This is a genomic window from Hamadaea sp. NPDC051192, from assembly GCF_040682475.1.
GTDB lineage: Bacteria > Actinomycetota > Actinomycetes > Mycobacteriales > Micromonosporaceae > Hamadaea > Hamadaea flava.
On the sequence record NZ_JBFBAZ010000028.1, the window covers coordinates 26,119 to 48,805 of the forward strand.

36 protein-coding genes are annotated in these 22,687 nt (G+C 67.3%); all 36 read left to right on the top strand.

The features are described 5' to 3' along the window. Positions 1–2: 2 nt before the first annotated feature. The gene (locus tag AB0M47_RS14665) at positions 3–440 is read left to right on the top strand and encodes a DUF4190 domain-containing protein (RefSeq protein ID WP_253758327.1); all 438 of its coding nucleotides are present in this window, start codon (positions 3–5) and stop codon (positions 438–440) included. Positions 441–981: 541 nt separating this feature from the next. Then, complete coding sequence (gene rpsL, locus AB0M47_RS14670; protein WP_120317147.1) at positions 982–1,365, top strand: 30S ribosomal protein S12; 384 nt, start codon at positions 982–984, stop codon at positions 1,363–1,365. 2 nt (positions 1,366–1,367) lie between these two features. After that, entirely contained in the window at positions 1,368–1,838 is a 471-nt protein-coding gene (gene rpsG, locus AB0M47_RS14675; protein WP_253758325.1) for a 30S ribosomal protein S7, read from the top strand. A 78-nt stretch (positions 1,839–1,916) separates the two neighbouring features. Next, positions 1,917–4,013: an elongation factor G gene (gene fusA, locus AB0M47_RS14680; protein WP_363412966.1), complete on the top strand. Its 2,097-nt coding sequence runs from the start codon at positions 1,917–1,919 to the stop codon at positions 4,011–4,013. 123 nt (positions 4,014–4,136) lie between these two features. After that, a complete protein-coding gene (gene tuf / locus AB0M47_RS14685; RefSeq protein ID WP_253758323.1) occupies positions 4,137–5,330 on the top strand; it encodes an elongation factor Tu in 1,194 nt (397 codons plus the stop codon). A gap of 458 nt (positions 5,331–5,788) precedes the next feature. After that, positions 5,789–6,097 carry a 30S ribosomal protein S10 gene (gene rpsJ, locus AB0M47_RS14690; protein WP_007073037.1) on the top strand — a complete coding sequence of 103 codons (309 nt, stop codon included), beginning with the start codon at positions 5,789–5,791 and terminating at the stop codon, positions 6,095–6,097. 13 nt (positions 6,098–6,110) lie between these two features. Then, complete coding sequence (rplC, locus tag AB0M47_RS14695) at positions 6,111–6,770, top strand: 50S ribosomal protein L3 (RefSeq protein WP_363412969.1); 660 nt, start codon at positions 6,111–6,113, stop codon at positions 6,768–6,770. Beyond that, positions 6,767–7,417 (top strand): 50S ribosomal protein L4, encoded by a 651-nt coding sequence (gene rplD, locus AB0M47_RS14700; protein ID WP_363412971.1) that lies wholly within the window; start codon positions 6,767–6,769, stop codon positions 7,415–7,417. Before rplC ends, rplD begins: the two co-directional genes overlap by 4 nt. Continuing rightward, a complete protein-coding gene (rplW, locus tag AB0M47_RS14705) occupies positions 7,414–7,716 on the top strand; it encodes a 50S ribosomal protein L23 (protein WP_253758317.1) in 303 nt (100 codons plus the stop codon). The genes rplD and rplW overlap by 4 nt, the downstream gene beginning before the upstream one ends. A 13-nt stretch (positions 7,717–7,729) precedes the next feature. After that, on the top strand, positions 7,730–8,569 hold the full coding sequence (gene rplB / locus AB0M47_RS14710) for a 50S ribosomal protein L2 (protein WP_253758315.1): 840 nt from the start codon (positions 7,730–7,732) through the stop codon (positions 8,567–8,569). A 12-nt stretch (positions 8,570–8,581) separates the two neighbouring features. Then, positions 8,582–8,863 (top strand): 30S ribosomal protein S19, encoded by a 282-nt coding sequence (gene rpsS / locus AB0M47_RS14715; RefSeq protein ID WP_344170711.1) that lies wholly within the window; start codon positions 8,582–8,584, stop codon positions 8,861–8,863. Positions 8,864–8,897: 34 nt separating this feature from the next. After that, complete coding sequence (gene rplV / locus AB0M47_RS14720; RefSeq protein WP_360005105.1) at positions 8,898–9,362, top strand: 50S ribosomal protein L22; 465 nt, start codon at positions 8,898–8,900, stop codon at positions 9,360–9,362. Further along, a complete protein-coding gene (gene rpsC, locus AB0M47_RS14725) occupies positions 9,362–10,201 on the top strand; it encodes a 30S ribosomal protein S3 (RefSeq protein ID WP_253758309.1) in 840 nt (279 codons plus the stop codon). Before rplV ends, rpsC begins: the two co-directional genes overlap by 1 nt. A 3-nt stretch (positions 10,202–10,204) precedes the next feature. Beyond that, on the top strand, positions 10,205–10,630 hold the full coding sequence (gene rplP, locus AB0M47_RS14730) for a 50S ribosomal protein L16 (RefSeq protein WP_363412975.1): 426 nt from the start codon (positions 10,205–10,207) through the stop codon (positions 10,628–10,630). After that, positions 10,630–10,860, top strand: a complete 231-nt coding sequence (rpmC, locus tag AB0M47_RS14735) for a 50S ribosomal protein L29 (RefSeq protein ID WP_253758305.1) — start codon at positions 10,630–10,632, stop codon at positions 10,858–10,860. The genes rplP and rpmC overlap by 1 nt, the downstream gene beginning before the upstream one ends. Positions 10,861–10,865: 5 nt before the next feature. Beyond that, a complete protein-coding gene (gene rpsQ / locus AB0M47_RS14740; RefSeq protein WP_253758303.1) occupies positions 10,866–11,144 on the top strand; it encodes a 30S ribosomal protein S17 in 279 nt (92 codons plus the stop codon). A gap of 130 nt (positions 11,145–11,274) precedes the next feature. Beyond that, positions 11,275–11,643 (top strand): 50S ribosomal protein L14, encoded by a 369-nt coding sequence (gene rplN / locus AB0M47_RS14745; RefSeq protein ID WP_253758301.1) that lies wholly within the window; start codon positions 11,275–11,277, stop codon positions 11,641–11,643. Then, positions 11,640–11,957: a 50S ribosomal protein L24 gene (gene rplX, locus AB0M47_RS14750; protein ID WP_363413056.1), complete on the top strand. Its 318-nt coding sequence runs from the start codon at positions 11,640–11,642 to the stop codon at positions 11,955–11,957. Before rplN ends, rplX begins: the two co-directional genes overlap by 4 nt. Then, positions 11,957–12,526, top strand: a complete 570-nt coding sequence (gene rplE / locus AB0M47_RS14755) for a 50S ribosomal protein L5 (RefSeq protein WP_253758299.1) — start codon at positions 11,957–11,959, stop codon at positions 12,524–12,526. Before rplX ends, rplE begins: the two co-directional genes overlap by 1 nt. A 1-nt stretch (position 12,527) precedes the next feature. Further along, the gene (locus tag AB0M47_RS14760) at positions 12,528–12,713 is read left to right on the top strand and encodes a type Z 30S ribosomal protein S14 (protein WP_253758297.1); all 186 of its coding nucleotides are present in this window, start codon (positions 12,528–12,530) and stop codon (positions 12,711–12,713) included. Between the two features lie 121 nt (positions 12,714–12,834). Next, positions 12,835–13,242 carry a 30S ribosomal protein S8 gene (gene rpsH / locus AB0M47_RS14765; protein WP_253758295.1) on the top strand — a complete coding sequence of 136 codons (408 nt, stop codon included), beginning with the start codon at positions 12,835–12,837 and terminating at the stop codon, positions 13,240–13,242. Positions 13,243–13,254: 12 nt separating this feature from the next. Then, positions 13,255–13,797: a 50S ribosomal protein L6 gene (gene rplF / locus AB0M47_RS14770; protein WP_363412979.1), complete on the top strand. Its 543-nt coding sequence runs from the start codon at positions 13,255–13,257 to the stop codon at positions 13,795–13,797. Beyond that, entirely contained in the window at positions 13,794–14,183 is a 390-nt protein-coding gene (gene rplR, locus AB0M47_RS14775) for a 50S ribosomal protein L18 (protein WP_253758291.1), read from the top strand. The genes rplF and rplR overlap by 4 nt, the downstream gene beginning before the upstream one ends. An 18-nt stretch (positions 14,184–14,201) precedes the next feature. Beyond that, positions 14,202–14,834, top strand: coding sequence for a 30S ribosomal protein S5 (rpsE, locus tag AB0M47_RS14780; RefSeq protein ID WP_253758289.1), 633 nt, complete (start codon positions 14,202–14,204; stop codon positions 14,832–14,834). Then, on the top strand, positions 14,834–15,016 hold the full coding sequence (rpmD, locus tag AB0M47_RS14785) for a 50S ribosomal protein L30 (RefSeq protein WP_363413058.1): 183 nt from the start codon (positions 14,834–14,836) through the stop codon (positions 15,014–15,016). The genes rpsE and rpmD overlap by 1 nt, the downstream gene beginning before the upstream one ends. Next, positions 15,016–15,459 carry a 50S ribosomal protein L15 gene (rplO, locus tag AB0M47_RS14790; RefSeq protein WP_253758284.1) on the top strand — a complete coding sequence of 148 codons (444 nt, stop codon included), beginning with the start codon at positions 15,016–15,018 and terminating at the stop codon, positions 15,457–15,459. The genes rpmD and rplO overlap by 1 nt, the downstream gene beginning before the upstream one ends. Before the next feature lie 268 nt (positions 15,460–15,727). Then, the gene (gene secY / locus AB0M47_RS14795) at positions 15,728–17,059 is read left to right on the top strand and encodes a preprotein translocase subunit SecY (RefSeq protein WP_253758282.1); all 1,332 of its coding nucleotides are present in this window, start codon (positions 15,728–15,730) and stop codon (positions 17,057–17,059) included. Next, positions 17,056–17,709: an adenylate kinase gene (locus AB0M47_RS14800; protein ID WP_363412982.1), complete on the top strand. Its 654-nt coding sequence runs from the start codon at positions 17,056–17,058 to the stop codon at positions 17,707–17,709. The genes secY and AB0M47_RS14800 overlap by 4 nt, the downstream gene beginning before the upstream one ends. Before the next feature lie 57 nt (positions 17,710–17,766). Further along, positions 17,767–18,633 (top strand): type I methionyl aminopeptidase, encoded by an 867-nt coding sequence (gene map, locus AB0M47_RS14805; RefSeq protein WP_363412984.1) that lies wholly within the window; start codon positions 17,767–17,769, stop codon positions 18,631–18,633. A 282-nt stretch (positions 18,634–18,915) separates the two neighbouring features. Continuing rightward, on the top strand, positions 18,916–19,137 hold the full coding sequence (gene infA / locus AB0M47_RS14810) for a translation initiation factor IF-1 (RefSeq protein ID WP_007073013.1): 222 nt from the start codon (positions 18,916–18,918) through the stop codon (positions 19,135–19,137). A gap of 58 nt (positions 19,138–19,195) precedes the next feature. Further along, positions 19,196–19,309, top strand: coding sequence for a 50S ribosomal protein L36 (gene rpmJ, locus AB0M47_RS14815; protein ID WP_197006680.1), 114 nt, complete (start codon positions 19,196–19,198; stop codon positions 19,307–19,309). A 183-nt stretch (positions 19,310–19,492) separates the two neighbouring features. After that, on the top strand, positions 19,493–19,873 hold the full coding sequence (gene rpsM, locus AB0M47_RS14820) for a 30S ribosomal protein S13 (protein WP_363412987.1): 381 nt from the start codon (positions 19,493–19,495) through the stop codon (positions 19,871–19,873). A 30-nt stretch (positions 19,874–19,903) separates the two neighbouring features. Then, entirely contained in the window at positions 19,904–20,311 is a 408-nt protein-coding gene (gene rpsK, locus AB0M47_RS14825; RefSeq protein WP_253758274.1) for a 30S ribosomal protein S11, read from the top strand. A gap of 16 nt (positions 20,312–20,327) precedes the next feature. Next, on the top strand, positions 20,328–20,954 hold the full coding sequence (rpsD, locus tag AB0M47_RS14830; RefSeq protein ID WP_253758272.1) for a 30S ribosomal protein S4: 627 nt from the start codon (positions 20,328–20,330) through the stop codon (positions 20,952–20,954). A gap of 89 nt (positions 20,955–21,043) precedes the next feature. Further along, positions 21,044–22,087 carry a DNA-directed RNA polymerase subunit alpha gene (locus AB0M47_RS14835; RefSeq protein ID WP_253758270.1) on the top strand — a complete coding sequence of 348 codons (1,044 nt, stop codon included), beginning with the start codon at positions 21,044–21,046 and terminating at the stop codon, positions 22,085–22,087. 32 nt (positions 22,088–22,119) lie between these two features. Further along, entirely contained in the window at positions 22,120–22,683 is a 564-nt protein-coding gene (gene rplQ / locus AB0M47_RS14840) for a 50S ribosomal protein L17 (RefSeq protein WP_253758268.1), read from the top strand. The last annotated feature ends 4 nt before the right edge of the window (positions 22,684–22,687 follow it).

Consider the following 22,687-nt stretch of genomic DNA (forward strand, 5'->3'; position numbering starts at 1 on the left):
GCGTGACCCAGTCGACCGGTATGCCGGCCCCGATCCCGCCCGTGCGGTTCCCGCCGCCGGCCCGGATCGAACCCGTCCCCGGTACGCCCTATGGCCTGGCCATCCTGCCGATCCGCCCGATCCTGACCGGGCTGGCCTCGGGCAGCCTCGCGGCCGGGATCGCCGGACTGCTCGTCAGCGGGATCGTGGCACTCTTCGCGTTGGCCGCCACGAGCGCCGACTGGGGCGCGCTCGCCGCCGGTGCGTTCGCGGTGCTGGCCCTGGTGTTGAGCGGCGGCGCGGTGGTGCTCGGGGCGCTCGGGCTGCGCCAGATCCGGCGATCGTCGGCGTTGACCGGCAAGGGCTTGGCCATCAGTGGGCTGATCTGCGGCGGAGTCGGCGTCGTGGTGACGGTCATCGCTGTGATCTCGGCCATCCTGCTGGTGGCGACGCGAGCCTGACCTGCGTACGCGTCGCCGCAGCCCGGTGGGCCCCCTCACAGCCGCCGATCCCGTGCGACGCGGACGAACCGAGCGGGTAGACTGTTCGTGGAGCGGCCTGGAGTGAGGCGTGCCGCGAAAACGGTACGGGTGTCCCAACGAGAAATCGGACTGGTGAAAATCGGTCGGGAGCCCCCGTTTTGACCTGCGCGCTCGCGATGGGTACTCTTTCCCCTCGTGCCCAGGCATGCCTGGGCCCATCGTGCGTGCGCGATGGACGGCGGCCGCAAGGCGTCGGCAGCGCACCGCGACAACGGCAAACCCCGGCGGGCGAGTGATCGCGCGCCTGGCCCGTGGACCGGACGACACGCCCGACCGCGGGGGTCGGCAACGACCGCGATGCCCCAGGGAATCCCCTGGTCGGCGACGCGGGAGGAGCCGGTCGAATACAGGTTCGGCCGACCGGTGAGCGTCGCGGAGACGTCCATCGGCCGATCCAGTGTGAAGACCCTGGTCGCACCCAGCGACCTTGTACAGGAGAGAACGGGAGCGGAGACACCCGGTGCCCACTATTCAGCAGTTGGTCCGCAAGGGCCGCCAGGCCAAGACGAGCAAGACCAAGACGCCGGCGCTCAAGGGCAGCCCGCAGCGTCGTGGCGTGTGCACGCGCGTGTACACCACCACTCCCAAGAAGCCGAACTCGGCTCTCCGGAAGGTCGCTCGCGTCAAGCTCAGCAGCCAGATCGAGGTGACCGCCTACATCCCGGGCGTGGGTCACAACCTGCAGGAGCACTCGATCGTCCTCGTTCGTGGCGGCCGTGTTAAGGACCTCCCCGGCGTTCGTTACAAGATCATTCGCGGTTCGCTGGACACCCAGGGCGTCCGCAACCGCAAGCAGGCGCGCAGCCGTTACGGCGCGAAGCTTGTCAAGGAAGGGAAGAAGTAACGATGCCGCGTAAGGGACCTGCTCCGCGTCGCCCGCTCATCGCTGACCCGGTGTACAGCTCGCCGCTGGTCACCCAGCTGGTCAACAAGATCCTGCAGGAAGGCAAGCGTCAGCTCGCCGAGCGGATCGTGTACGGCGCCCTCGAAGGCTGCCGCGAGAAGACCGGCACCGACCCGGTCGTCACGCTCAAGCGCGCGATGGACAACGTCAAGCCGACCCTCGAGGTCCGCAGCCGCCGTGTCGGTGGCGCGACCTACCAGGTGCCGGTCGAGGTTCGCCCGGCCCGCGCGACCACGCTGGGCCTGCGCTGGCTGGTGACCTACTCCAAGGCTCGCCGGGAGAAGACCATGGTCGAGCGGCTCATGAACGAGCTGCTGGACGCCAGCAACGGCCTCGGCGCCGCCGTCAAGCGGCGCGAGGACACGCACAAGATGGCGGAGTCGAACAAGGCCTTCGCCCACTACCGCTGGTAGTAATCGTTCGGTGCCGGGCCGATCGGCCCGGCACCACCCCGAACCTAGGTTCACCCACCTTCTGAAGGGAACTCGAAAGTGGCCGCCGCAAACGCCGCGCTCGCCAAGCTCCGCAACATCGGCATCATGGCGCACATCGACGCCGGTAAGACGACCACGACCGAGCGCATCCTGTTCTACACCGGCATCACCCACAAGATCGGCGAGGTCCACGAGGGCGCCGCCGTGATGGACTGGATGGAGCAGGAGCAGGAGCGTGGTATCACGATCACTTCTGCCGCCACCAAGTGCGAGTGGAAGGGCCATCCGATCAACATCATCGACACGCCCGGCCACGTCGACTTCACGGTCGAGGTCGAGCGGTCGCTGCGCGTACTCGACGGTGCGGTGGCGGTCTACGACGGCGTCGCCGGCGTAGAGCCGCAGACCGAGAACGTCTGGCGTCAGGCTGACAAGTACAACGTTCCGCGTATGTGCTTCGTCAACAAGCTGGACCGGACCGGCGCCGACTTCTTCCGCTGCGTGCAGATGATGATCGACCGGCTCAACGCGACCCCGCTCGTGCTGCAGATCCCGATCGGGCTCGAAGGCGACCACATCGGCGTCGTCGACCTGCTGGGCATGCGCGCCCTCACCTGGCGCGGCGAGACCCAGAAGGGCGAGGACTACGCGGTCGAGGAGGTCCCGGCCGACCTGCAGGCGCAGGCGGAGGAGTGGCGTACCAAGCTGCTCGAGACGCTCGCCGAGGCCGACGACGAGATCATGGAGAAGTACCTCGACGGTGGCGAGTTCACCCTGGAGGAGCTGAAGGCCGCGATCCGTCGCGCCACCATCGCCGGCAAGGTCAACCCGGTCGTCACCGGCTCCGCGTTCAAGAACAAGGGCGTGCAGCCGATGCTGGACGCCGTCGTCGACTACCTGCCGTCCCCGCTGGACATCCCGGCGATCGACGGCACGCTCATGGACGGCGAGACCGTCGTCGAGCGGCACGCCGACGTCAGCGAGCCCTTCTCCGGCCTGGCCTTCAAGGTTCAGACCGACAAGCACCTGGGCAAGCTCACCTACGTCCGGGTCTACTCGGGCACGGTCGAGTCCGGCACCCAGGTCATCAACTCCACGAAGGACCGCAAGGAGCGGATCGGCAAGATCTACCAGATGCACGCGAACAAGCGCGAAGAGCGTACGTCCGCGCAGGCTGGTGACATCATCGCCGTCCAGGGTCTGAAGCAGACCACCACGGGTGACACGCTGTGCGACCCGGCCAACGCGGTGATCCTGGAGTCGATGACCTTCCCGGAGCCCGTCATCGACGTCGCGATCGAGCCGAAGACCAAGGCTGACCAGGAGAAGCTCTCCACCGCCATCCAGAAGCTGGCCGAGGAGGACCCGACCTTCCGCGTCAAGAACGACGAGGAGACGGGCCAGACGGTCATCTCCGGCATGGGCGAGCTCCACCTGGAGATCCTCGTCGACCGGATGAAGCGCGAGTTCAACGTCGAGGCGAACGTCGGCAAGCCGCAGGTCGCGTACCGCGAGACCATCCGCCGCGCGGTGGACAAGGTCGAGTACACGCACAAGAAGCAGACCGGTGGTTCCGGCCAGTACGCGTCGGTGATCATCTCCCTCGAGCCGCTGCCGCTCGACGGCGAGGCGACTTACGAGTTCGTCAACGGCGTCACCGGTGGTCGTATCCCGAAGGAGTTCATCCCGTCGGTCGACGCCGGTGCGCAGGACGCCATGCAGTACGGCGTGCTCGCCGGCTACCCGTTGGTCGGCGTCAAGCTGACCCTGGTGGACGGCAAGTACCACGAGGTCGACTCGTCCGAGATGGCGTTCAAGATCGCCGGCTCGATGGTGCTGAAGGAGGCGGCCCGCAGGGCTGACCCGGCGCTGCTCGAGCCGATGATGGCCGTTGAGGTCACCACTCCTGAGGAGAACATGGGTGACGTCATCGGCGACCTGAACTCCCGCCGCGGCATCATCCAGGCGATGGAGGAGCGTGGCGGCGCCCGCGTCGTCCGTGCCCTGGTGCCGCTGTCGGAGATGTTCGGCTACGTCGGCGACCTCCGGTCGAAGACGCAGGGCCGGGCGAGCTACAGCATGCAGTTCGACTCCTACGCCGAGGTTCCCACGAACGTCGCGAAGGAGATCATCTCGAAGGCGACCGGCGAGTAATTCGCCGTTAGCGTTGGGGAACGCCTGACCGGTCATCGTGGCCGGTCAGGCGACTAGGAGAAGTCCAAAGCGCCGTGTGGCGCCGTCGGGCGTACGAACCAGACAGTCCACAGGAGGACACCAGTGGCGAAGGCGAAGTTCGAGCGGACTAAGCCGCACGTCAACATCGGCACCATTGGTCACATCGACCACGGTAAGACGACGCTGACGGCGGCCATCACGAAGGTCCTGCACGACAAGTACCCGGACCTCAACCCGTACACGCCGTTCGACGAGATCGACAAGGCGCCGGAGGAGAAGGCCCGCGGCATCACCATCTCGATCGCTCACGTCGAGTACCAGACCGAGTCGCGGCACTACGCGCACGTCGACTGCCCCGGTCACGCCGACTACATCAAGAACATGATCACCGGTGCCGCGCAGATGGACGGCGCGATCCTGGTGGTCGCGGCGACCGACGGCCCGATGCCGCAGACCAAGGAGCACGTGCTCCTGGCCCGCCAGGTCGGCGTTCCGTACATCGTCGTGGCGCTGAACAAGGCCGACATGGTCGACGACGCCGAGCTGCTCGACCTCGTCGAGCTCGAGGTCCGCGAGCTGCTGAGCACCTACGAGTTCCCGGGCGACGACGTCCCGGTCGTGCGGGTGTCGGCGCTCAAGGCGCTCGAGGGCGACGCGGAGTGGACCCAGGCTCTCCTCGGTCTGATGGACGCGGTCGACACCGCGATCCCGCAGCCCGAGCGTGAGACCGAGAAGCCGTTCCTCATGCCCGTTGAGGACGTGTTCACGATCACCGGTCGTGGCACCGTCGTCACCGGTCGTGTCGAGCGTGGCGTCCTGCTCCCGAACGAGGATGTCGAGATCATCGGCATCAAGGACAAGGCGCTCAAGACCAAGGTCACCGCGATCGAGATGTTCCGCAAGACCCTCGACGACGCGCGTGCCGGAGAGAACGTCGGTCTGCTCCTGCGCGGTATCAAGCGTGAGGAGGTCGAGCGCGGCATGGTCGTCATCAAGCCGGGCACGACCACCCCGCACACCGAGTTCGAGGCGACGGTCTACATCCTCTCCAAGGAGGAGGGTGGCCGCCACACCCCGTTCTTCCAGAACTACCGTCCGCAGTTCTACTTCCGTACCACGGACGTCACCGGCGTCGTCACGCTGCCCGAGGGCACCGAGATGGTCATGCCGGGCGACACCACCAACATGACGGTGAAGCTGATCCAGCCCATCGCCATGGAGGAGAGCCTGCGGTTCGCGATCCGGGAAGGTGGCCGCACCGTCGGCGCCGGCCGGGTCACCAAGATCCTCAAGTGATCTATCAGCGGGCGCCCCGATCCGTCGGGGCGCCCGCTGCATGATCTGGGCCACACGCCAGGCTCGCCCGGCGTGAAGGTCGGCACCCCGATTTCACATTGCCGCACCCAGTACGGCATAATGAACAGGTTGCGTTGCGGCTGGTTCGCGCCTGCCCACTGATGTGGGCGTCGGTGCACCGGCCACCGCGGGGCCGGCGATCCGTCTGAAGACGGCCATCGCGGGCGTCGCCCAGCCCCTTGTGCGGGCGTGACGCTCGCCGGGTCAATCCCAACCCTTGTGGGGATGCAGACTGGCCCGACGCGCGACACGCCCGACCGCGGGGGTCGGAAGGACCAGCCGGACGAGCTCTGATTGAGCAGCTCAGACGGGTTGACAAGAAGAGAGCGGACGGCCTGAAACCGCCGGCGGACACACTCCGGCGAGGGTCACAACGAGAGAAGGAAACAGAAGCCACCATGGCGGGACAGAAGATCCGCATCCGGCTCAAGGCCTACGACCACGAGGTCGTCGACTCGTCGGCACGCAAGATCGTCGAGACGGTGACTCGTACGGGCGCTCAGGTCGCGGGCCCGGTGCCGCTGCCCACGGAGATCAACCGCTTCTGCGTGATCCGCTCGCCGCACAAGTACAAGGACTCGCGCGAGCACTTCGAGATGCGTACGCACAAGCGTCTGATCGACATCATCGACCCGACCCCCAAGACGGTCGACTCGCTTATGCGTCTCGACCTGCCGGCAGGCGTCGACATCGAGATCAAGCTGTAGGGACCGGACACTCATGGACAGGCAAGTCAAGGGCCTCCTGGGCGCCAAGCTGGGCATGACCCAGCTGTGGGACAACAACAAGGTCGTACCGGTGACGGTCGTCGAGGTCAGCCCGAATGTGGTGACCCAGGTCCGCACCGCCGACGTCGACGGTTACTCGGCCGTTCAGCTCGCCTATGGCGCGATCAACCCGCGGAAGGTCAACAAGCCGCGCGGTGGTCACTTCGCCAAGGCCGGCGTCGCGCCCCGTCGGCACATCGTCGAGCTGCGCACGGCTGACGCCGGCGAGTACACGCTCGGCCAGGAGCTCACCGTCGACACGTTCGCGGCGGGCCAGGCGATCGACGTCACCGGCAAGACCAAGGGCAAGGGCTTCGCGGGTGTGATGAAGCGTCACGGCTTCCACGGCCTGAAGTCCTCGCACGGTGTCGAGCGCAAGCACCGCTCGCCGGGCTCCATCGGCGCCTGCGCGACCCCCGGTCGCGTCTTCAAGGGCGTCCGCATGGCCGGCCGGATGGGTGGCGTGCGGTACACCGCGCAGGGCCTCACGGTTCAGGCGATCGACGTCGAGAACAACCTGCTGCTGGTGCGCGGCGCCATCCCGGGCCCCAAGGGCGCCCTGGTGCTGGTTCGCTCGGCGGCGAAGGACAAGAAGGGTGGTGCGAAGAAGTGACCGCGGTTGACGTTATCGGCGTCGACGGTGCCAAGGCCGGTTCGGTCGAGCTGCCCAGCGACATCTTCGACGTCCAGGCCAACATCCCGCTGATGCACCAGGTCGTCACGGCGCAGCTCGCCGCGGCCCGTCAGGGTACGCACAAGGCGAAGTCCCGCGGCGAGGTGTCCGGTGGTGGCAGGAAGCCGTACAAGCAGAAGGGCACCGGTCGCGCTCGCCAGGGTTCGACCCGGGCGCCGCAGTTCGCCGGTGGTGGCGTCGTCCACGGCCCCGTGCCGCGTGACTACAGCCAGCGCACCCCCAAGAAGATGAAGGCCGCCGCGCTGCGTGGCGCCCTCTCGGACCGGGCGCGCGAGAGCCGGGTGCACGTGGTCGAGGCGTTCGTGGACGGCGAGCAGCCGTCGACGAAGGCGGCTCTGGCCACTCTGAAGGCGATCGGCGTCGACGAGGCGAAGTCGCTGGTGGTACTGGGCGCGGAGGACGAGCTGAACTGGGTCAGCCTGCGCAACCTGCCGCTGGTGCACCTCATCGAGGCCGGCCAGCTCAACACGTACGACGTCCTCGTCGCCGACCACGTGATCTTCACGAAGGAGGCGCTGGAGGAGTTCCTCGGCGTTCGTACGGGCACCGAGGAGGGTGACAAGTGACCACCATCGCCGACCCGCGGGACATCATCGTCGCCCCGGTCGTCTCCGAGAAGAGCTACAGCGAGCTCACGCGCAACTGGTACACGTTCCTCGTGCACCCGGATGCCAACAAGACCGCGATCAAGATCGCGATCGAGCAGATCTTCAACGTACGCGTGCTCACGGTGAACACGCTCAACCGCGAGGGCAAGCGCAAGCGGACCCGCAACGGTTGGGGCAAGCGCAAGGACACCAAGCGCGCCATGGTGAAGCTGGCCGATGGAGACCGCATCGAGGTCTTCGGCGGACCGGTGAGCTGAGGGGTATAAGACAATGGCTATTCGTAAGTACAAGCCGACGACGCCGGGCCGCCGAGGCTCGAGTGTCGCCGACTTCGCGGAGATCACCCGGTCTACCCCGGAGAAGTCGCTCGTCGTGCCGCTGCCCAAGAAGGGCGGCCGCAACGTCCACGGCCGGATCACCACCCGGCACCAGGGCGGCGGTCACAAGCGCCAGTACCGTCTGATCGACTTCAAGCGGGCGGACAAGGACGGCATCCCCGCCAAGGTCGCGCACATCGAGTACGACCCGAACCGGACCGCGCGGATCGCGCTGCTGCACTACGCCGACGGCGAGAAGCGCTACATCCTGGCGCCGAAGGACCTGAAGCAGGGCGACGCGGTCGAGTCGGGCACCGGCGCGGACATCAAGCCGGGCAACAACCTGCCGCTGCGCAACATCCCGGTCGGCACCACGGTGCACAACGTGGAGCTGCGTCCGGGCGGTGGCTCGAAGCTGGCCCGTTCGGCGGGCACCGGCATCCAGCTGCTGGGTCGCGAGGAGGACTACGCCACGCTGCGTATGCCGTCCGGCGAAATCCGCAAGGTGGACGTCCGCTGCCGCGCCACGGTTGGCGAGATCGGCAACGCCGAGCAGTCCAACATCAACTGGGGCAAGGCCGGCCGCATGCGCTGGAAGGGCAAGCGCCCGACCGTCCGTGGTGTCGCCATGAACCCGGTCGACCACCCGCACGGTGGTGGTGAGGGCAAGACCTCCGGTGGTCGCCACCCGGTGAACCCGCAGGGTAAGCCCGAGGGCCGCACCCGTCGTAAGGGCCAGCCGAGTGACCGGCTGATCGTTCGCCGCCGCTACGCGAACCGCAAGCGCGGCTGAGGGAGATAGAAGATGCCTCGCAGCCTGAAGAAGGGCCCGTTCATCGACGACCACCTGCTCAAGAAGGTGGAAGTTCAGAACGAGAAGGGCTCCAAGAACGTCATCAAGACCTGGTCGCGGCGTTCCACGATCATCCCCGAGATGCTCGGGCACACGATCGCGGTGCACGACGGACGCAAGCACGTCCCGGTCTTCGTGAGCGAAGCGATGGTCGGGCACAAGCTCGGCGAGTTCGCGCTGACCCGCACGTTCAAGGGTCACGAGAAGGACGACCGGAAGAGCCGCCGTCGCTGACGGTGGACCGTTGAGGATCAAGGGGAAACACGAAATGCCTACCCAGGACGCGCAGGCGCCCGGTGCCCGGGCTGTAGCCCGCCACGTGCGCCTGTCCGCCACCAAGGCGCGCCGTGTGGTGAACCTCGTCCGCGGTCTGCCCGCGAAGGAGGCTCTCACGGTGCTGCAGTTCGCGCCGCAGGCGGCCAGTGAGCCCGTGTACAAGGTGCTCGCCAGTGCCATCGCGAACGCGGAGAACAACGAGCGGCTGGACCCGGACGCGCTCCTGGTCAGCGCCGCGTACGTGGACGAGGGCCCGACGCTGAAGCGGTTCCGGCCGCGGGCGCAGGGCCGGGCGTACCGCATCCGCAAGCGCACGTGCCACATCACCATCGAGGTGGAGGCCGTCGCTCCGCGTACGCCGGCTCGGGCCGCGAAGAAGGCAGCGGCCGCGAAGGCGACGCCGGCGAAGGCCGCGCCCGCCCAGGCCGAGACCGCCGAGCAGGAGGAGACCGAGTAATGGGTCAGAAAGTTCACCCGACCGGCTTCCGGCTCGGCATCTCGACCGACTGGAAGTCCCGCTGGTACGCCGACAAGCTGTACAAGGACTACATCGGCGAGGATGTCAAGATCCGGAAGATGATGTCGAAGGGCCTCGAGCGCGCCGGCATCTCCAAGGTCGACATCGAGCGGACCCGCGACAAGGTGCGCGTCGACATCCACACCGCCCGGCCGGGCATCGTCATCGGCCGGAAGGGTGCGGAGGCCGAGCGCCTGCGCGGTGAGCTGGAGAAGCTCACCGGCAAGCAGGTCCAGCTGAACATCCTCGAGGTGAAGAATCCCGAGTCGGACGCGCAGCTCGTGGCGCAGGGCGTCGCCGAGCAGCTGTCCAGCCGGGTCAGCTTCCGTCGGGCGATGCGCAAGTCGATGCAGTCGGCGATGAAGAACCCGCTCGTGCGGGGCATCCGGGTGCAGGTCTCGGGCCGCCTGGGCGGCGCCGAGATGAGCCGCACGGAGTTCTACCGCGAGGGCCGGGTCCCGCTGCACACGCTGCGGGCCAACATCGAGTACGGCTTCTTCGAGGCGCGTACGACCTTCGGCCGCATCGGCGTGAAGGTTTGGATCTACAAGGGTGACGCCGTCCCGGGCCGTGAGGCCCTGGCCGACGCCGGCGCGCAGCGCCCGCGTCGTGAGCGGGCCGATCGTCCGGAGCGGCCGCGCCGCACCCGGTCGGGCTCGTCCGGCACCACCGCGGGTGGCACCGAGGCCGGCCGGGCGGCCGCCGCGGCTGCCGCCGGTACCGAGAACACCACCGAGGCGGCTCCCGAGGCCGCGCCGGTGCAGACGCAGGAGGGCTGATCAATGCTGATGCCGCGCAAGCCCCCAAAGGGCTTCCGCAAGCCGCACCACCCCGACCGCCATGGCGCGTCGAAGGGCGGCAACCGGGTGGTGTTCGGCGAGTTCGGCATCCAGGCGCTCGAGTCGGCGTACGTCACGAACCGCCAGATCGAGTCGGCGCGTATCGCGATGACCCGTCACATTCGTCGTGGTGGCAAGGTCTGGATCACGGTCTACCCGGACCAGGCCCTGACCAAGAAGCCCGCCGAGACCCGGATGGGTTCCGGTAAGGGCTCGCCGGAGTGGTGGGTCGCGAACGTCAAGCCGGGCCGCATTCTCTTCGAGATGCAGTTCCCGAACGAGGCGATCGCGCGTGAGGCGATGCGTCGCGCGATCCACAAGCTCCCGATGAAGTGCCGCATCGTGACGCGTGAAGTGGGTGAAATGTGATGGCGGCGGGCACGAAGTCGGCCGAGCTGCGTGAACTCTCCGGCGAGGAGTTGGTCACGAAGCTGCGGGAGGCCAAGGCGGAGCTGTTCAACCTCCGCGTGCAGGGTGCGACCGGGCAGCTGGACAACAACCGGCGGCTGCAGGTCATCCGCAAGGACATCGCCCGGATCTACACGATCATGCGTGAGCGCGAGCTGGGGCTCTCAGCCGCGCCGACTGAGGTGGCGTAATCAACATGAGTGAGACCAACGAGAAGGCCGCCGAGCGGACCTCGCGTAAGGTGCGCGAGGGCCTGGTGGTCAGCGACAAGATGGACAAGACCGTGGTCGTCGAGGTCGAGGACCGGGTCAAGCACCCGCTGTACGGCAAGGTTCTGCGCCGTGCCAGCAAGCTGAAGGCGCACGACGAGCAGAACGCGTGCGGCATCGGTGACCGGGTGCTCCTGATGGAGACTCGTCCGCTGTCCGCCACCAAGCGGTGGCGGGTCGTGGAGATCCTCGAGAAGGCCAAGTGACGGCTGGGCTTCCCCCGGCAAATAAGACAGCCCACGCTCCGCGGGGCCGGTTCGCCCGGTTCCGCGGGGTGGGGACGAGTTCCGCCAAGCTTCGGTACTCCGGAGAACTGGCAGACATACAGGAGTTGACGTGATCCAGCAGGAGTCGCGACTGCGAGTCGCCGACAACACGGGTGCCCGGGAGATTCTGTGCATCCGCGTTCTCGGTGGTTCGGGTCGGCGCTACGCGAGCATCGGCGACGTCATCGTGGCCACCGTCAAGGACGCCATCCCGGGCGCCGGGGTGAAGAAGGGCGATGTCGTCAAGGCGGTCATCGTCCGGACGGCCAAGGAGAAGCGCCGGCCCGACGGCTCGTACATCAAGTTCGACGAGAACGCCGCTGTCATCATCAAGGACGGTGGCGACCCGCGCGGTACCCGCATCTTCGGCCCGGTCGGCCGGGAGCTGCGGGACAAGCGGTTCATGAAGATTATTTCGCTCGCCCCGGAGGTGCTCTGATCATGAAGATCAAGAAGGGCGACACCGTAGTGGTGATCTCCGGCAAGGACAAGGGCATCGAGGGCAAGGTCATCGCGGCCTACCCGAGGATCGAGAAGGTCCTGGTCGAGGGCGTCAACCGGATCAAGAAGCACACCAAGATCCGCACCACCCAGCGGGGCGCGAAGAGCGGCGGCATCGTCACTCAGGAAGCGCCGATCCACATCTCGAAGGTCGCGTACCTGGAGGATGGGAAGCCGACCCGGGTGGGTTACAAGATCGACGAGAACGGCAGCAAGGTCCGTATCTCCCGCCGCAGCGGCAAGGAGCTGTGATGTCGACGGCGACTGTTGAGAAGACCCTTCCCCGCTTGAAGACCAAGTACCGGGAGCAGATCGTGCCGGCGCTGCGTGAGCAGTTCCAGTACGCCAACCCGATGCAGGTTCCGGGGCTGACCAAGATCGTCGTGAACATGGGTGTGGGCGAGGCCGCCCGCGACGCCAAGAAGATCGACGGTGCGGTTCGCGACCTGACGGCCATCACCGGCCAGAAGCCGCAGATCCGGAAGGCGACCAAGTCCATCGCGCAGTTCAAGCTGCGCGAGGGTATGCCGATCGGCGCGAAGGTGACCCTGCGCGGCGACCGCATGTGGGAGTTCCTGGACCGGCTGCTGGCGATCGCCCTGCCGCGTATCCGTGACTTCCGCGGTCTGGACGGGCGCAAGCTCGACGGGCACGGCAACTACACGTTCGGTCTGACCGAGCAGTCGGTCTTCCACGAGATCGACCAGGACCGGATCGACTCGGTTCGGGGCATGGACATCACCCTGGTGACCAGCGCCACGACCGACGATGAGGGCCGGGCGCTGCTGAAGCTGCTGGGCTTCCCGTTCAAGGAGAACTGATATGGCCAAGAAGGCGCTGATCATCAAGGCGGCCGCGAAGCCGAAGTTCGCCGTGCGTGCCTACACCCGCTGCCAGCGGTGTGGTCGGCCGAAGTCCGTCTACCGGAAGTTCGGTCTCTGCCGGGTCTGCATCCGGGAGATGGCGCACCGTGGCGAGCTGCCCGGCGTGTCGAAGGCTTCGTGGTAAACGATCACATCTCCAGCGGCCTCAAGGGGCCGTTGGCGACCGAATACTTGCTTCGCCGTAGGCCCCGGCCGGGATCGTCCGGCAGCCGGCGGAACCGCGGCGAGAGAGGTTAAGACAAACCATGACGATGACCGACCCAATCGCAGACATGCTGACGCGTCTGCGTAACGCCAACCAGGCGTATCACGACCGGGTGCAGATGCCCTACTCGAAGATCAAGGCGAACATCGCCGAGGTCCTCAAGGCCGAGGGCTACATCTCCGCCTGGGCGGTTGAGGAGCCCGAGGAGGGGGCTGTCGGCAAGACGCTGACGGTCGACCTCAAGTACGGCCCGAGCCGTGAGCGCAGCCTCGCCGGCATCCGCCGGGTCTCCAAGCCCGGCCTTCGGGTCTACGCCCGTTCGCAGGAGCTCCCCAAGGTGCTCGGCGGCTTGGGCGTGGCGATCATCTCGACGTCCCAGGGACTGCTCACCGATCGGCAGGCCCGCAAGCGAGGGGTGGGCGGGGAAGTCCTCGCCTACGTCTGGTGAGGAAGGTCTGCAATGTCGCGAATCGGACGTAAGGCGATCCCGGTCCCGACCGGGGTCGACATCACCATCGATGGCCCGACCGTCAAGGTCAAGGGCCCCAAGGGCGCTCTCGAGCACACCCTCGCCGAGCCGATCACTGCCGAGCGCAGTGAGAGCGGCGAGGTGCTCATCAGCCGCCCGAACGACGAGCGCCGCGCCAAGGAGCTGCACGGACTCTCGCGTACCCTGGTCGCCAACATGATCGTCGGCGTCACCGAGGGCTACCGCAAGAGCCTGGAGATCAACGGCACGGGTTACCGCGTCACCGCCAAGGGCTCGGACCTCGAGTTCGCCCTGGGCTTCTCGCACCCGGTGTTGGTGGCCGCCCCCGCGGGCATCACCTTCACGGTGGAGCGGCCGACGCTGTTCCACGTGTCGGGTATCGACAAGCAGCTGGTCGGCGAGGTCTCCGCGAAGATCAGGAAGATCCGTCCGCCGGAGCCCTACAAGGGCAAGGGTGTCAAGTACACGGACGAGGTCATCCGCCGCAAGGCTGGAAAGGCAGGTAAGAAGTGAGCGCCCAGCTCCTCAAGCGCCGCAGCGGCGTCGCGGCTCAGCGCGCCGTCGGCAAGGCGCGCCGGCACTTCCGGATCCGCAAGAACCTCAGCGGAACGGCGGAGCGGCCGCGTCTGGTGGTCACCCGCAGCCTGCGGCAGATCACCGTGCAGATCGTGGACGACATCAAGGGTCACACCCTCGTGTCGGCCTCTTCCATGGACGCCTCGATCCGGGGCGCCGAGGGCACCAAGAGCGACCTCGCCACGAAGGTGGGCGCTCTGGTGGCCGAGCGCGCCAAGGCTGCGGGCATCAGCAAGGTTGTGTTCGACCGTGGCGGCAACCGCTACGCCGGCCGTATTGCGGCTCTGGCAGACGCGGCCCGCAGCGGCGGGCTCGAGTTCTAGGAAGGAGTGGATCGAATAATGGCAGGTCCACAGCGCCGGGGCTCCGGGTCCGGTAACAGCAACGAGTCCGGCGACGGTCAGCGTCGCGGTCGCGGCGACCGTCGCGACGGCGGCCGGGACCGCGCGCCGGTCGAGAAGACCCCGCACATCGAGCGGGTCGTCACGATCAACCGCGTCGCGAAGGTCGTCAAGGGCGGTCGTCGGTTCAGCTTCACCGCGCTGGTCGTGGTGGGCGACGGCGACGGCACGGTCGGCGTCGGCTATGGCAAGGCCAAGGAGGTGCCCGCGGCGATCGCCAAGGGTGTCGAGGAGGCCAAGAAGCACTTCTTCAAGGTGCCGCGGATCGGTTCGTCCATCCCGCACCCGGTGCTGGGCGAGGACGCCGCGGGCGTCGTCCTGCTGAAGCCGGCGAGCGCTGGTACCGGTGTCATCGCCGGTGGCCCGGTGCGTGCCGTGCTGGAGTGCGCCGGCATCCACGACGTGCTCTCCAAGAGCCTCGGCTCGTCCAATCCGATCAACATCGTCCACGCCGCCGTGAAGGCGCTGCGGATGCTGGAGTCGCCTGAGGCTGTCGCCGCTCGCCGCGGTCTGCCGGTCGAGGACGTGGCCCCGGCTCGCATGCTGGCACTGCGCGCGGGAGCGGGTGCGTGATGGCGCGGCTGAAGGTTACGCAGGTCCGGTCCGAGATCGGCGCCAAGTTCAACCAGCGCGAGTCTCTGCGTTCGCTCGGCCTGAAGCGGATCAACGATGTGGTCGTCAAGGAGGACCGTCCCGAGATTCGCGGGATGATCTTCGCGGTGAACCACCTGGTCAAGGTTGAGGAGGTCGACTGATGACGATCAAGGTCCACCACCTCCGTCCGGCAGCCGGCGCCAAGACCGCGAAGACCCGTGTCGGTCGCGGTGAGGGCTCCAAGGGTAAGACCGCCGGTCGCGGTACGAAGGGTACGAAGGCCCGTTACCAGGTCTCGGCGGCGTTCGAGGGTGGGCAGATGCCCATCCACATGCGCCTGCCGAAGCTGAAGGGCTTCAAGAACAAGTTCAAGGTCGTCTTCCAGGTCGTGAACCTGGACCGGCTGGCCGAGCTGTTCCCGAACGGCGGCCAGGTCGGCCCGCAGGAGCTGGCCGAGGCCGGTGCGGTCCGCAAGGGCCAGCCGGTCAAGGTGCTCGGCACCGGCGACCTCGGCGGCATCGCTCTCCAGATCTCGGCGCACGCGTTCAGCGCGTCCGCCAAGGAGAAGATCGCCGCCGCGGGTGGCACCGCCACCGAGCTGTAAGCCAGGCAGGCTCGGTGGCAAGCCATCGAGCTGTTACGCACGGGCAATCAGGGCGCCGGCTGCTGCTTCCTTCTGTGGAGCCGGCAGTCGGCGCCTTGCTTTTAGCACAGGTCCAGGGGCACTGAGGCAAATAATGTGTCGACACCCCTGAGCAGAACCACCCTTGGACTGTTACAGTCCAAACCCAGCTATGGGATTCGTCCCGTAGCCATCCCGTCACGCCCCCGCCACCGACCCCGAAAAGGTCGCCTCGCGCAGGAGGATAGAGTTGCTCTCCGCGTTTCTCAGTGCGTTCAAGACGCCTGACCTGCGCAAGAAGCTGCTGTTCACGGCGGCCATCATCGCGCTTTACCGGCTCGGTGCCACCATTCCCAGCCCCGGCGTCTCCTACGGCAACGTCCAGGAGTGCATCAAGAACGCACAGGCGGGGGACACCAACGGGATCTTCAGCCTGCTGAACCTCTTCTCCGGCGGAGCGCTGCTCTCGCTGTCGGTGTTCGCGCTGGGCATCATGCCCTACATCACCGCGTCGATCATCCTGCAGCTGCTGACCGTCGTGATCCCGCGGCTCGAGCAGCTGCGCAAGGAAGGCCAGTCCGGCCAGGCGAAGATCACGCAGTACACCCGGTACCTGACCCTGGGTCTGGCCGTCCTGCAGTCGTCCGCGTTCGTCGCGCTCGGCAAGTCCGGCCAGCTGTTCGGCAACGCCTGCCCGGCCGGCGTCGAGATCATCCCGCAGACCGCGATCCCGCAGTGGCTGACCCTGGCCTCGCTCGTGATCACGATGACCGCCGGTACCGGCGTCATCATGTGGCTGGGCGAGCTGATCACCGACCGCGGGATCGGCAACGGCATGTCCGTCCTGATCTTCACCTCGATCGCCGCCCGGCTTCCCGCCGAGGGCTGGCAGATCTACAAGTCCAAGGGCGCGTACTGGTTCGTCGGCGTACTGGTCCTGGTCGTCGCGATCATCGCCGCCGTGGTCTACATCGAGCAGGCGCAACGCCGGATCCCCGTGCAGTACGCCAAGCGCATGGTCGGCCGGCGTATGTACGGCGGTACCTCGACCTACATCCCGCTCAAGGTCAACCAGGCCGGCGTCATCCCGGTCATCTTCGGCTCGTCCCTGCTCTACCTGCCGCAGTTGGCGCTCCAGTTCACCAAGAGCGACGACCCGGGCAAGGTCTGGACGTGGGTCGACCGGCACCTGGCCAACCCGAGCGACTGGGTCTACATCCTGACCTACTTCCTGCTGATCATCTTCTTCACCTACTTCTACGTGTCGATCACCTTCAACCCGACTGAGGTGGCCGACAACATGAAGAAGTACGGCGGGTTCGTGCAGGGCATCCGGCCGGGCAAGCCCACCGCCGACTACCTGGACTTCATCCTGACCCGGATCACCCTGCCGGGCGCCCTCTACCTGGGCATCATCGCGGTCCTGCCGAACTTCTTCTTCATGTGGCTCGGCGGCAGCAGCTACCAGAACTTCCCGTTCGGTGGCACCGCGGTACTGATCATGGTCGGCGTCGGCCTGGAGACGGTCAAGCAGATCGAAAGCCAGCTCATGCAGCGGAACTACGAAGGCTTCCTGCGATGAGGCTGGTTCTCGTCGGCCCGCCGGGCGCGGGGAAGGGTACGCAGGCGGAGTTCATCGCCTCGACCCTCTCCGTGCCCAAGATCTCCACCGGCGACATCTTCCGGGCGAACGTGTCCCAGGGCACGCCGCTGGGGCTGGAAGCCAAGCGGTACATGGATTCCGGCGGGCTCGTCCCGGACGAGGTCACCATCAACATGGTGCGGGACCGGTTGGCCGAGCCCGACGCCGCCGACGGTTTCCTGCTCGACGGCTTTCCGCGTACGGTGCCGCAGGCGACCGCGCTCGACAAGATGCTCGCCGACGCCGGTGCGGCGCTCGACCTGGTGCTGGAACTCGTCGTCGACAACGACGAGGTGATCCGGCGGCTGTCCGGGCGGCGTACCTGCCACAACTGCGGCAAGATCTGGCACGTCGAGTTCGACCCGCCCACCAAGGAGGGCGTCTGCGACCGGTGCAACGGTTCGTTGTACCAGCGCGACGACGACAAGCCGGAGACGATCGCGGAGCGGCTGCGCGTCTACGAGCGTGACACCGCACCGCTGGCGGACTACTACGGCGCCCAGAACAAGCTGGTGGGCATCGACGCCACCGGCCCGGTGGAGGACGTCACCGCGCGCGCGATCGACGCCCTGCGCTCCTACGGTGGCTGACGCCGCTATCCGCCCGCCCCGAGGATGTGCCCTCCGGGACTGACTTAGTCTGGTCTAATGCGTCACCAGCTCGACATTCAGGTCAAAACGCCGGCCCAGCTCGCGAAGATGCGGCAGGCCGGTCTGGTCGTGGCCGCGGCCCTGGCCGCGATGCGCGAGGCCGTGCGGCCGGGGATCTCCACCGCCGATCTCGACGCGATCGCCGAGAAGGTCATCCGGGACGCCGGTGCGATCCCGTCGTTCAAGGGCTACCAGGGTTTCCCCGCCTCGATCTGCGCCTCGGTCAACGAGCAGATCGTGCACGGCATCCCGTCCGGTGGCCAGGTGCTGGCCGACGGTGATCTGATCTCCATCGACTGCGGCGCGATCCTGGACGGCTGGCACGGCGACTCGGCGGTCACCGTCGGGGTCGGTGCGGCCGCGCCGGAGCTGACGCGGATGGCCGCGGTCGCGGAGGACGCGATGTGGGCGGGGATCGCCGCCACCGCCCGCGGGGTGCGGTCCGGCCGCGGCCGGCTCACCGACATCTCGTACGCGATCCAGGCCTCGATCCGGGGCGAGAAGTCGGCCCTCGTCGGCCGGGTGACCGGAACGCGGCGGCGCTACGGCATCGTCGACGGCTACGGCGGCCACGGCATCGGCACCGAGATGCACCAGGATCCGCACATCCTCAACCACGGCCGACCCGGCAAGGGTCCGTTCCTCGTGCCAGGGATGGCGCTGGCGATCGAGCCGATGATCACGATGGGCTCTCCGCGTACGCTTGAACTGGGCGACGGCTGGACGGTGGTGAGCGTCGACGGCTCGTACGCCGCCCATGTCGAGCACTCGATCGGCCTCTACGAGGACGGCGTCTGGGTGTTCACCGCGGAGGACGGCGGGCGCGACCGCCTCGGCGATCTGGTCACCGCGTCCGCCGTGTAACTCCGCTGCGTACCTCCGCTGCGTACCGGCGTGGCGTAACGGAGATCACGACGCGCCGGTTGTGACGCGCCCGACCGCGGGTGCGGCGGACCCTGATTTGGCGTCGATGCATATGGCCGCGTAGACTGGCTCAACGGCGCACCGCGTCCCCTCTGTCATGCCTGCCAATGCTCCGGCGGATGACAGTGCCGCGGCTGGCGTGCCGGCGACCCGGGTTCCCGGGCCACCTGCGCGAGGACAACGTGAGCCAATCAATGCAGCCGATGTCAGGTAGCGGAGGACATGCCGAAGAAGGACGGGGCCATCGAGATCGAGGGCCGGGTCATCGAGCCACTCCCGAACGCAATGTTCCGGGTGGAGCTGGCCAATGGTCACAAGGTCTTGGCCCACATCAGCGGAAAGATGCGCCAGCACTACATCCGCATCCTGCCCGAAGACCGGGTGGTCGTAGAGCTGTCGCCCTATGACCTCACGCGGGGCCGGATCGTCTACCGCTACAAGTAGCAACAGCACACCGACATCGGACGCATGTCCGTGTCCAAAACCGGAGTAAAGGCGAACCGTGAAGGTCAAGCCGAGCGTCAAGAAGATCTGCAACAAGTGCCGCGTCATCCGCCGGCACGGCCGGGTCATGGTCATCTGTGACGACCCGCGCCACAAGCAGCGCCAGGGCTGAGCCCCGGCGCTGAACGCGTCCGCAGATCACGCACGTCCGAATAGCTCGTCCCGGCCGCGGGGACGTCCCCATCGGGGAAACTCTCGTGGCTGACCCCCGGTCGGAGGCCGGGGCCCCATCCGGGCAGGTGGGGAAGGGGCCGGGTACAGACCTCCGCCACATCCACGAGGAGCTAGCCCACACATGGCACGTCTTCTGGGCGTCGACCTCCCGCGCGAGAAGCGCATGGAGATCGCGCTGACCTACATCTTCGGCGTTGGCCGTACGCGAGCGGCTCAGACGCTCGCGGCCACCGGTATCGACCCCAACAAGCGGGCGAGGGACCTCACCGACGAAGAGGTCGTTCAGCTTCGTGATCACATCGAAGCCAATTTCAAGGTAGAGGGCGACCTGCGCCGCGAGGTCGCCGCTGACATCCGCCGCAAGGTGGAGATCGGCTGCTACGCGGGCATCCGGCACCGCAAGGGCCTGCCCGTCCGTGGTCAGCGCACGCGGACCAACGCGCGTACGCGCAAGGGTCCGAAGCGGACTGTCGCGGGCAAGAAGAAGCCCGGCAAGAAGTAGTAGCTGGATCGAGAAGGAGCGCATAGAACTATGCCGCCGAAGGCACGCGCCGGGACACCCGTCAAGAAGGTCCGGCGTAAGGAACGCAAGAACGTCTCCCACGGGCAGGCGCACATCAAGAGCACCTTCAACAACACCATCGTGTCCATCACGGACCCGACCGGTGCTGTGATCTCCTGGGCCTCCGCCGGCCAGGTCGGATTCAAGGGCTCCCGGAAGTCGACGCCGTTCGCCGCGCAGCTGGCCGCCGAGGCCGCTGCCCGCCGCGCCATGGAGCACGGCATGCGCAAGGTCGACGTGTTCGTCAAGGGCCCGGGTTCGGGCCGCGAGACCGCCATCCGTTCGCTGACCGCCGCTGGTCTTGAGGTCGGGGTCATCTCCGACGTCACGCCGCAGCCGCACAACGGATGCCGTCCGCCGAAGCGTCGTCGGGTCTAAGGGGAGATAGAGGAAGATGGCTCGTTACACCGGCGCCGACTGCCGCCGCTGCCGTCGCGAGAAGACCAAGCTGTTCCTGAAGGGCAGCAAGTGCGACGGGCCGAAGTGCCCGTTCGAGTCCCGGCCGTTCCCGCCCGGGCAGCACGGTCGCGGCCGCACCAAGGACACCGAATACCTGCTCCAGCTGCGTGAGAAGCAGAAGGCCCGCCGGATCTACGGCGTGCTGGAGAAGCAGTTCCGCACCTACTACGAGGAGGCCAACCGCAAGGCTGGCAAGACCGGTGAGGTGCTGCTGCAGATTCTCGAGTCGCGGCTGGACAACGTGGTCTACCGGGCTGGCTACGCCAAGTCCCGCGACCACGCCCGTCAGCTGGTCAAGCACGGTCACTTCACGGTGAACGGCAAGAAGGTCGACATCCCGTCGTACCGCGTCTCGGACCACGACATCGTCGAGGTCCGGACGAAGTCGAAGGAGCTGACCCCGTTCCAGGTCGCGCAGGGCGAGGCGGGCAGCCGCACCGTTCCGGCGTGGCTCGAGGCGATCCCCAGCCAGCTCAAGATCCTGGTTCACTCGCTTCCGGCCCGGGGTGCCATCGACACCCAGGTCCAGGAGCAGCTCATCGTCGAGCTCTACTCCAAGTAAGGGCTCCGGCCGGCGCGTCCGAAAGGGCGCGCCGGTCACTCACGGCGAGCGTCATATAGCGGGCGCTCCTGAAAGAGAAGAGACACGAAGTGCTCATCACGCAGCGGCCGACTCTTACCGAAGAGTCGATCAGCGAGGTTCGCTCCCGGTTCACCATCGAGCCGCTGGAGCCGGGCTTCGGCTACACGCTCGGCAACTCGCTCCGTCGTACCCTGCTCAGCTCGATCCCCGGCGCTGCCGTGACGAGCATCAAGGTCGACGGTGTCCTGCACGAGTTCACCACGATCCCCGGGGTCAAGGAGGACGTGGTCGAGCTCGTCATGAACGTCAAGGAGCTGTCGGTCAGCTCCGAGCACGACGAGCCGGTCAGCATGTACCTGCGCAAGCAGGGCCCGGGCGACGTGACCGCCGGTGACATCCAGCCCCCGGCCGGTGTCTCGGTGCACAACCCGGACCTGAAGCTGGCGACGCTCAACAGCAAGGGCCGGCTGGACATGGAGCTGACGGTCGAGCGCGGCCGGGGCTACGTCACCGCGGCGCAGAACAAGCAGGGTGGCGCCGAGATCGGCCGGATTCCGGTCGACTCGATCTACTCGCCCGTGCTCAAGGTGACCTACCGTGTCGAAGCCACCCGTGTCGAGCAGCGCACGGACTTCGACCGCCTGATCATCGACGTCGAGACCAAGGCCTCGATCTCTCCGCGTACCGCGCTGGCGTCGGCCGGCTCGACCCTGGTCGAGCTGTTCGGGCTGTGCCGGGAGCTGGACGAGACCGCCGAGGGCATCGACATCGGCCCGTCGCCGCAGGACGCGCAGCTCGCTGCCGACCTGGCGCTGCCGATCGAGGAGCTGGACCTCACCGTTCGCTCGTACAACTGCCTCAAGCGCGAGGGGATCAACACCGTCGGTGAGCTGATCGGGCGTACCGAGGCCGACCTCCTCGATATAAGGAATTTCGGGCAGAAGTCGATCGACGAGGTCAAGATGAAGCTGGCCGGAATGGGCCTGGGCCTGAAGGACTCGGCGCCCAGCTTCGACCCGGCGAACGTCGTCGACTCCTACGGCGACGCCGACTATGACGACGCCGACTCGGACACCGACGTCGACGACTACCGCGAGACCGAGCAGCTGTAACCCGCTGCCGCCACCACACAGGGAGCAGAACCATGCCCACGCCCACCAAGGGCCCCCGCCTCGGCGGCAGCCCCGCGCACGAGCGGCTGATGCTCGCCAACCTGGCGACTTCGCTGTTCAAGCACGGCCGGATCACCACCACGGAGACCAAGGCGAAGCGGCTCCGGCCGATCGCCGAGCGTCTGGTGACCTTCGCCAAGCGTGACGACCTGGCGGCCCGCCGTCGCGTCCGTCGCGTCATCCGCGAGAAGGACACCTTCGTGGAGCTCTTCGAGCAGATCGCGCCGCGCTACGTGAACCGGCCGGGCGGCTACACCCGCATCGTGAAGATCGGCCCGCGCCGCGGCGACGCCGCGCCGATGGCGATCATCGAACTGGTCGAGGAACTCGAGGTGGCCACCACCGCGAACGCGAAGACCGAGAAGCGGAAGGCCGCCAAGGCCGATGTGGTCGCGGCGCTCGCGGGTGACACCGACGAGGAGACCCCGGCCGTCGCGAGCAAGGCCGACGACGCCGACGACACCGCGAACGTGTCCGACGAGGACACCGCCGCCGAGGTCGAGGCGATCGAGGCCGAGGCCGACGACAAGAAGTAAGCAC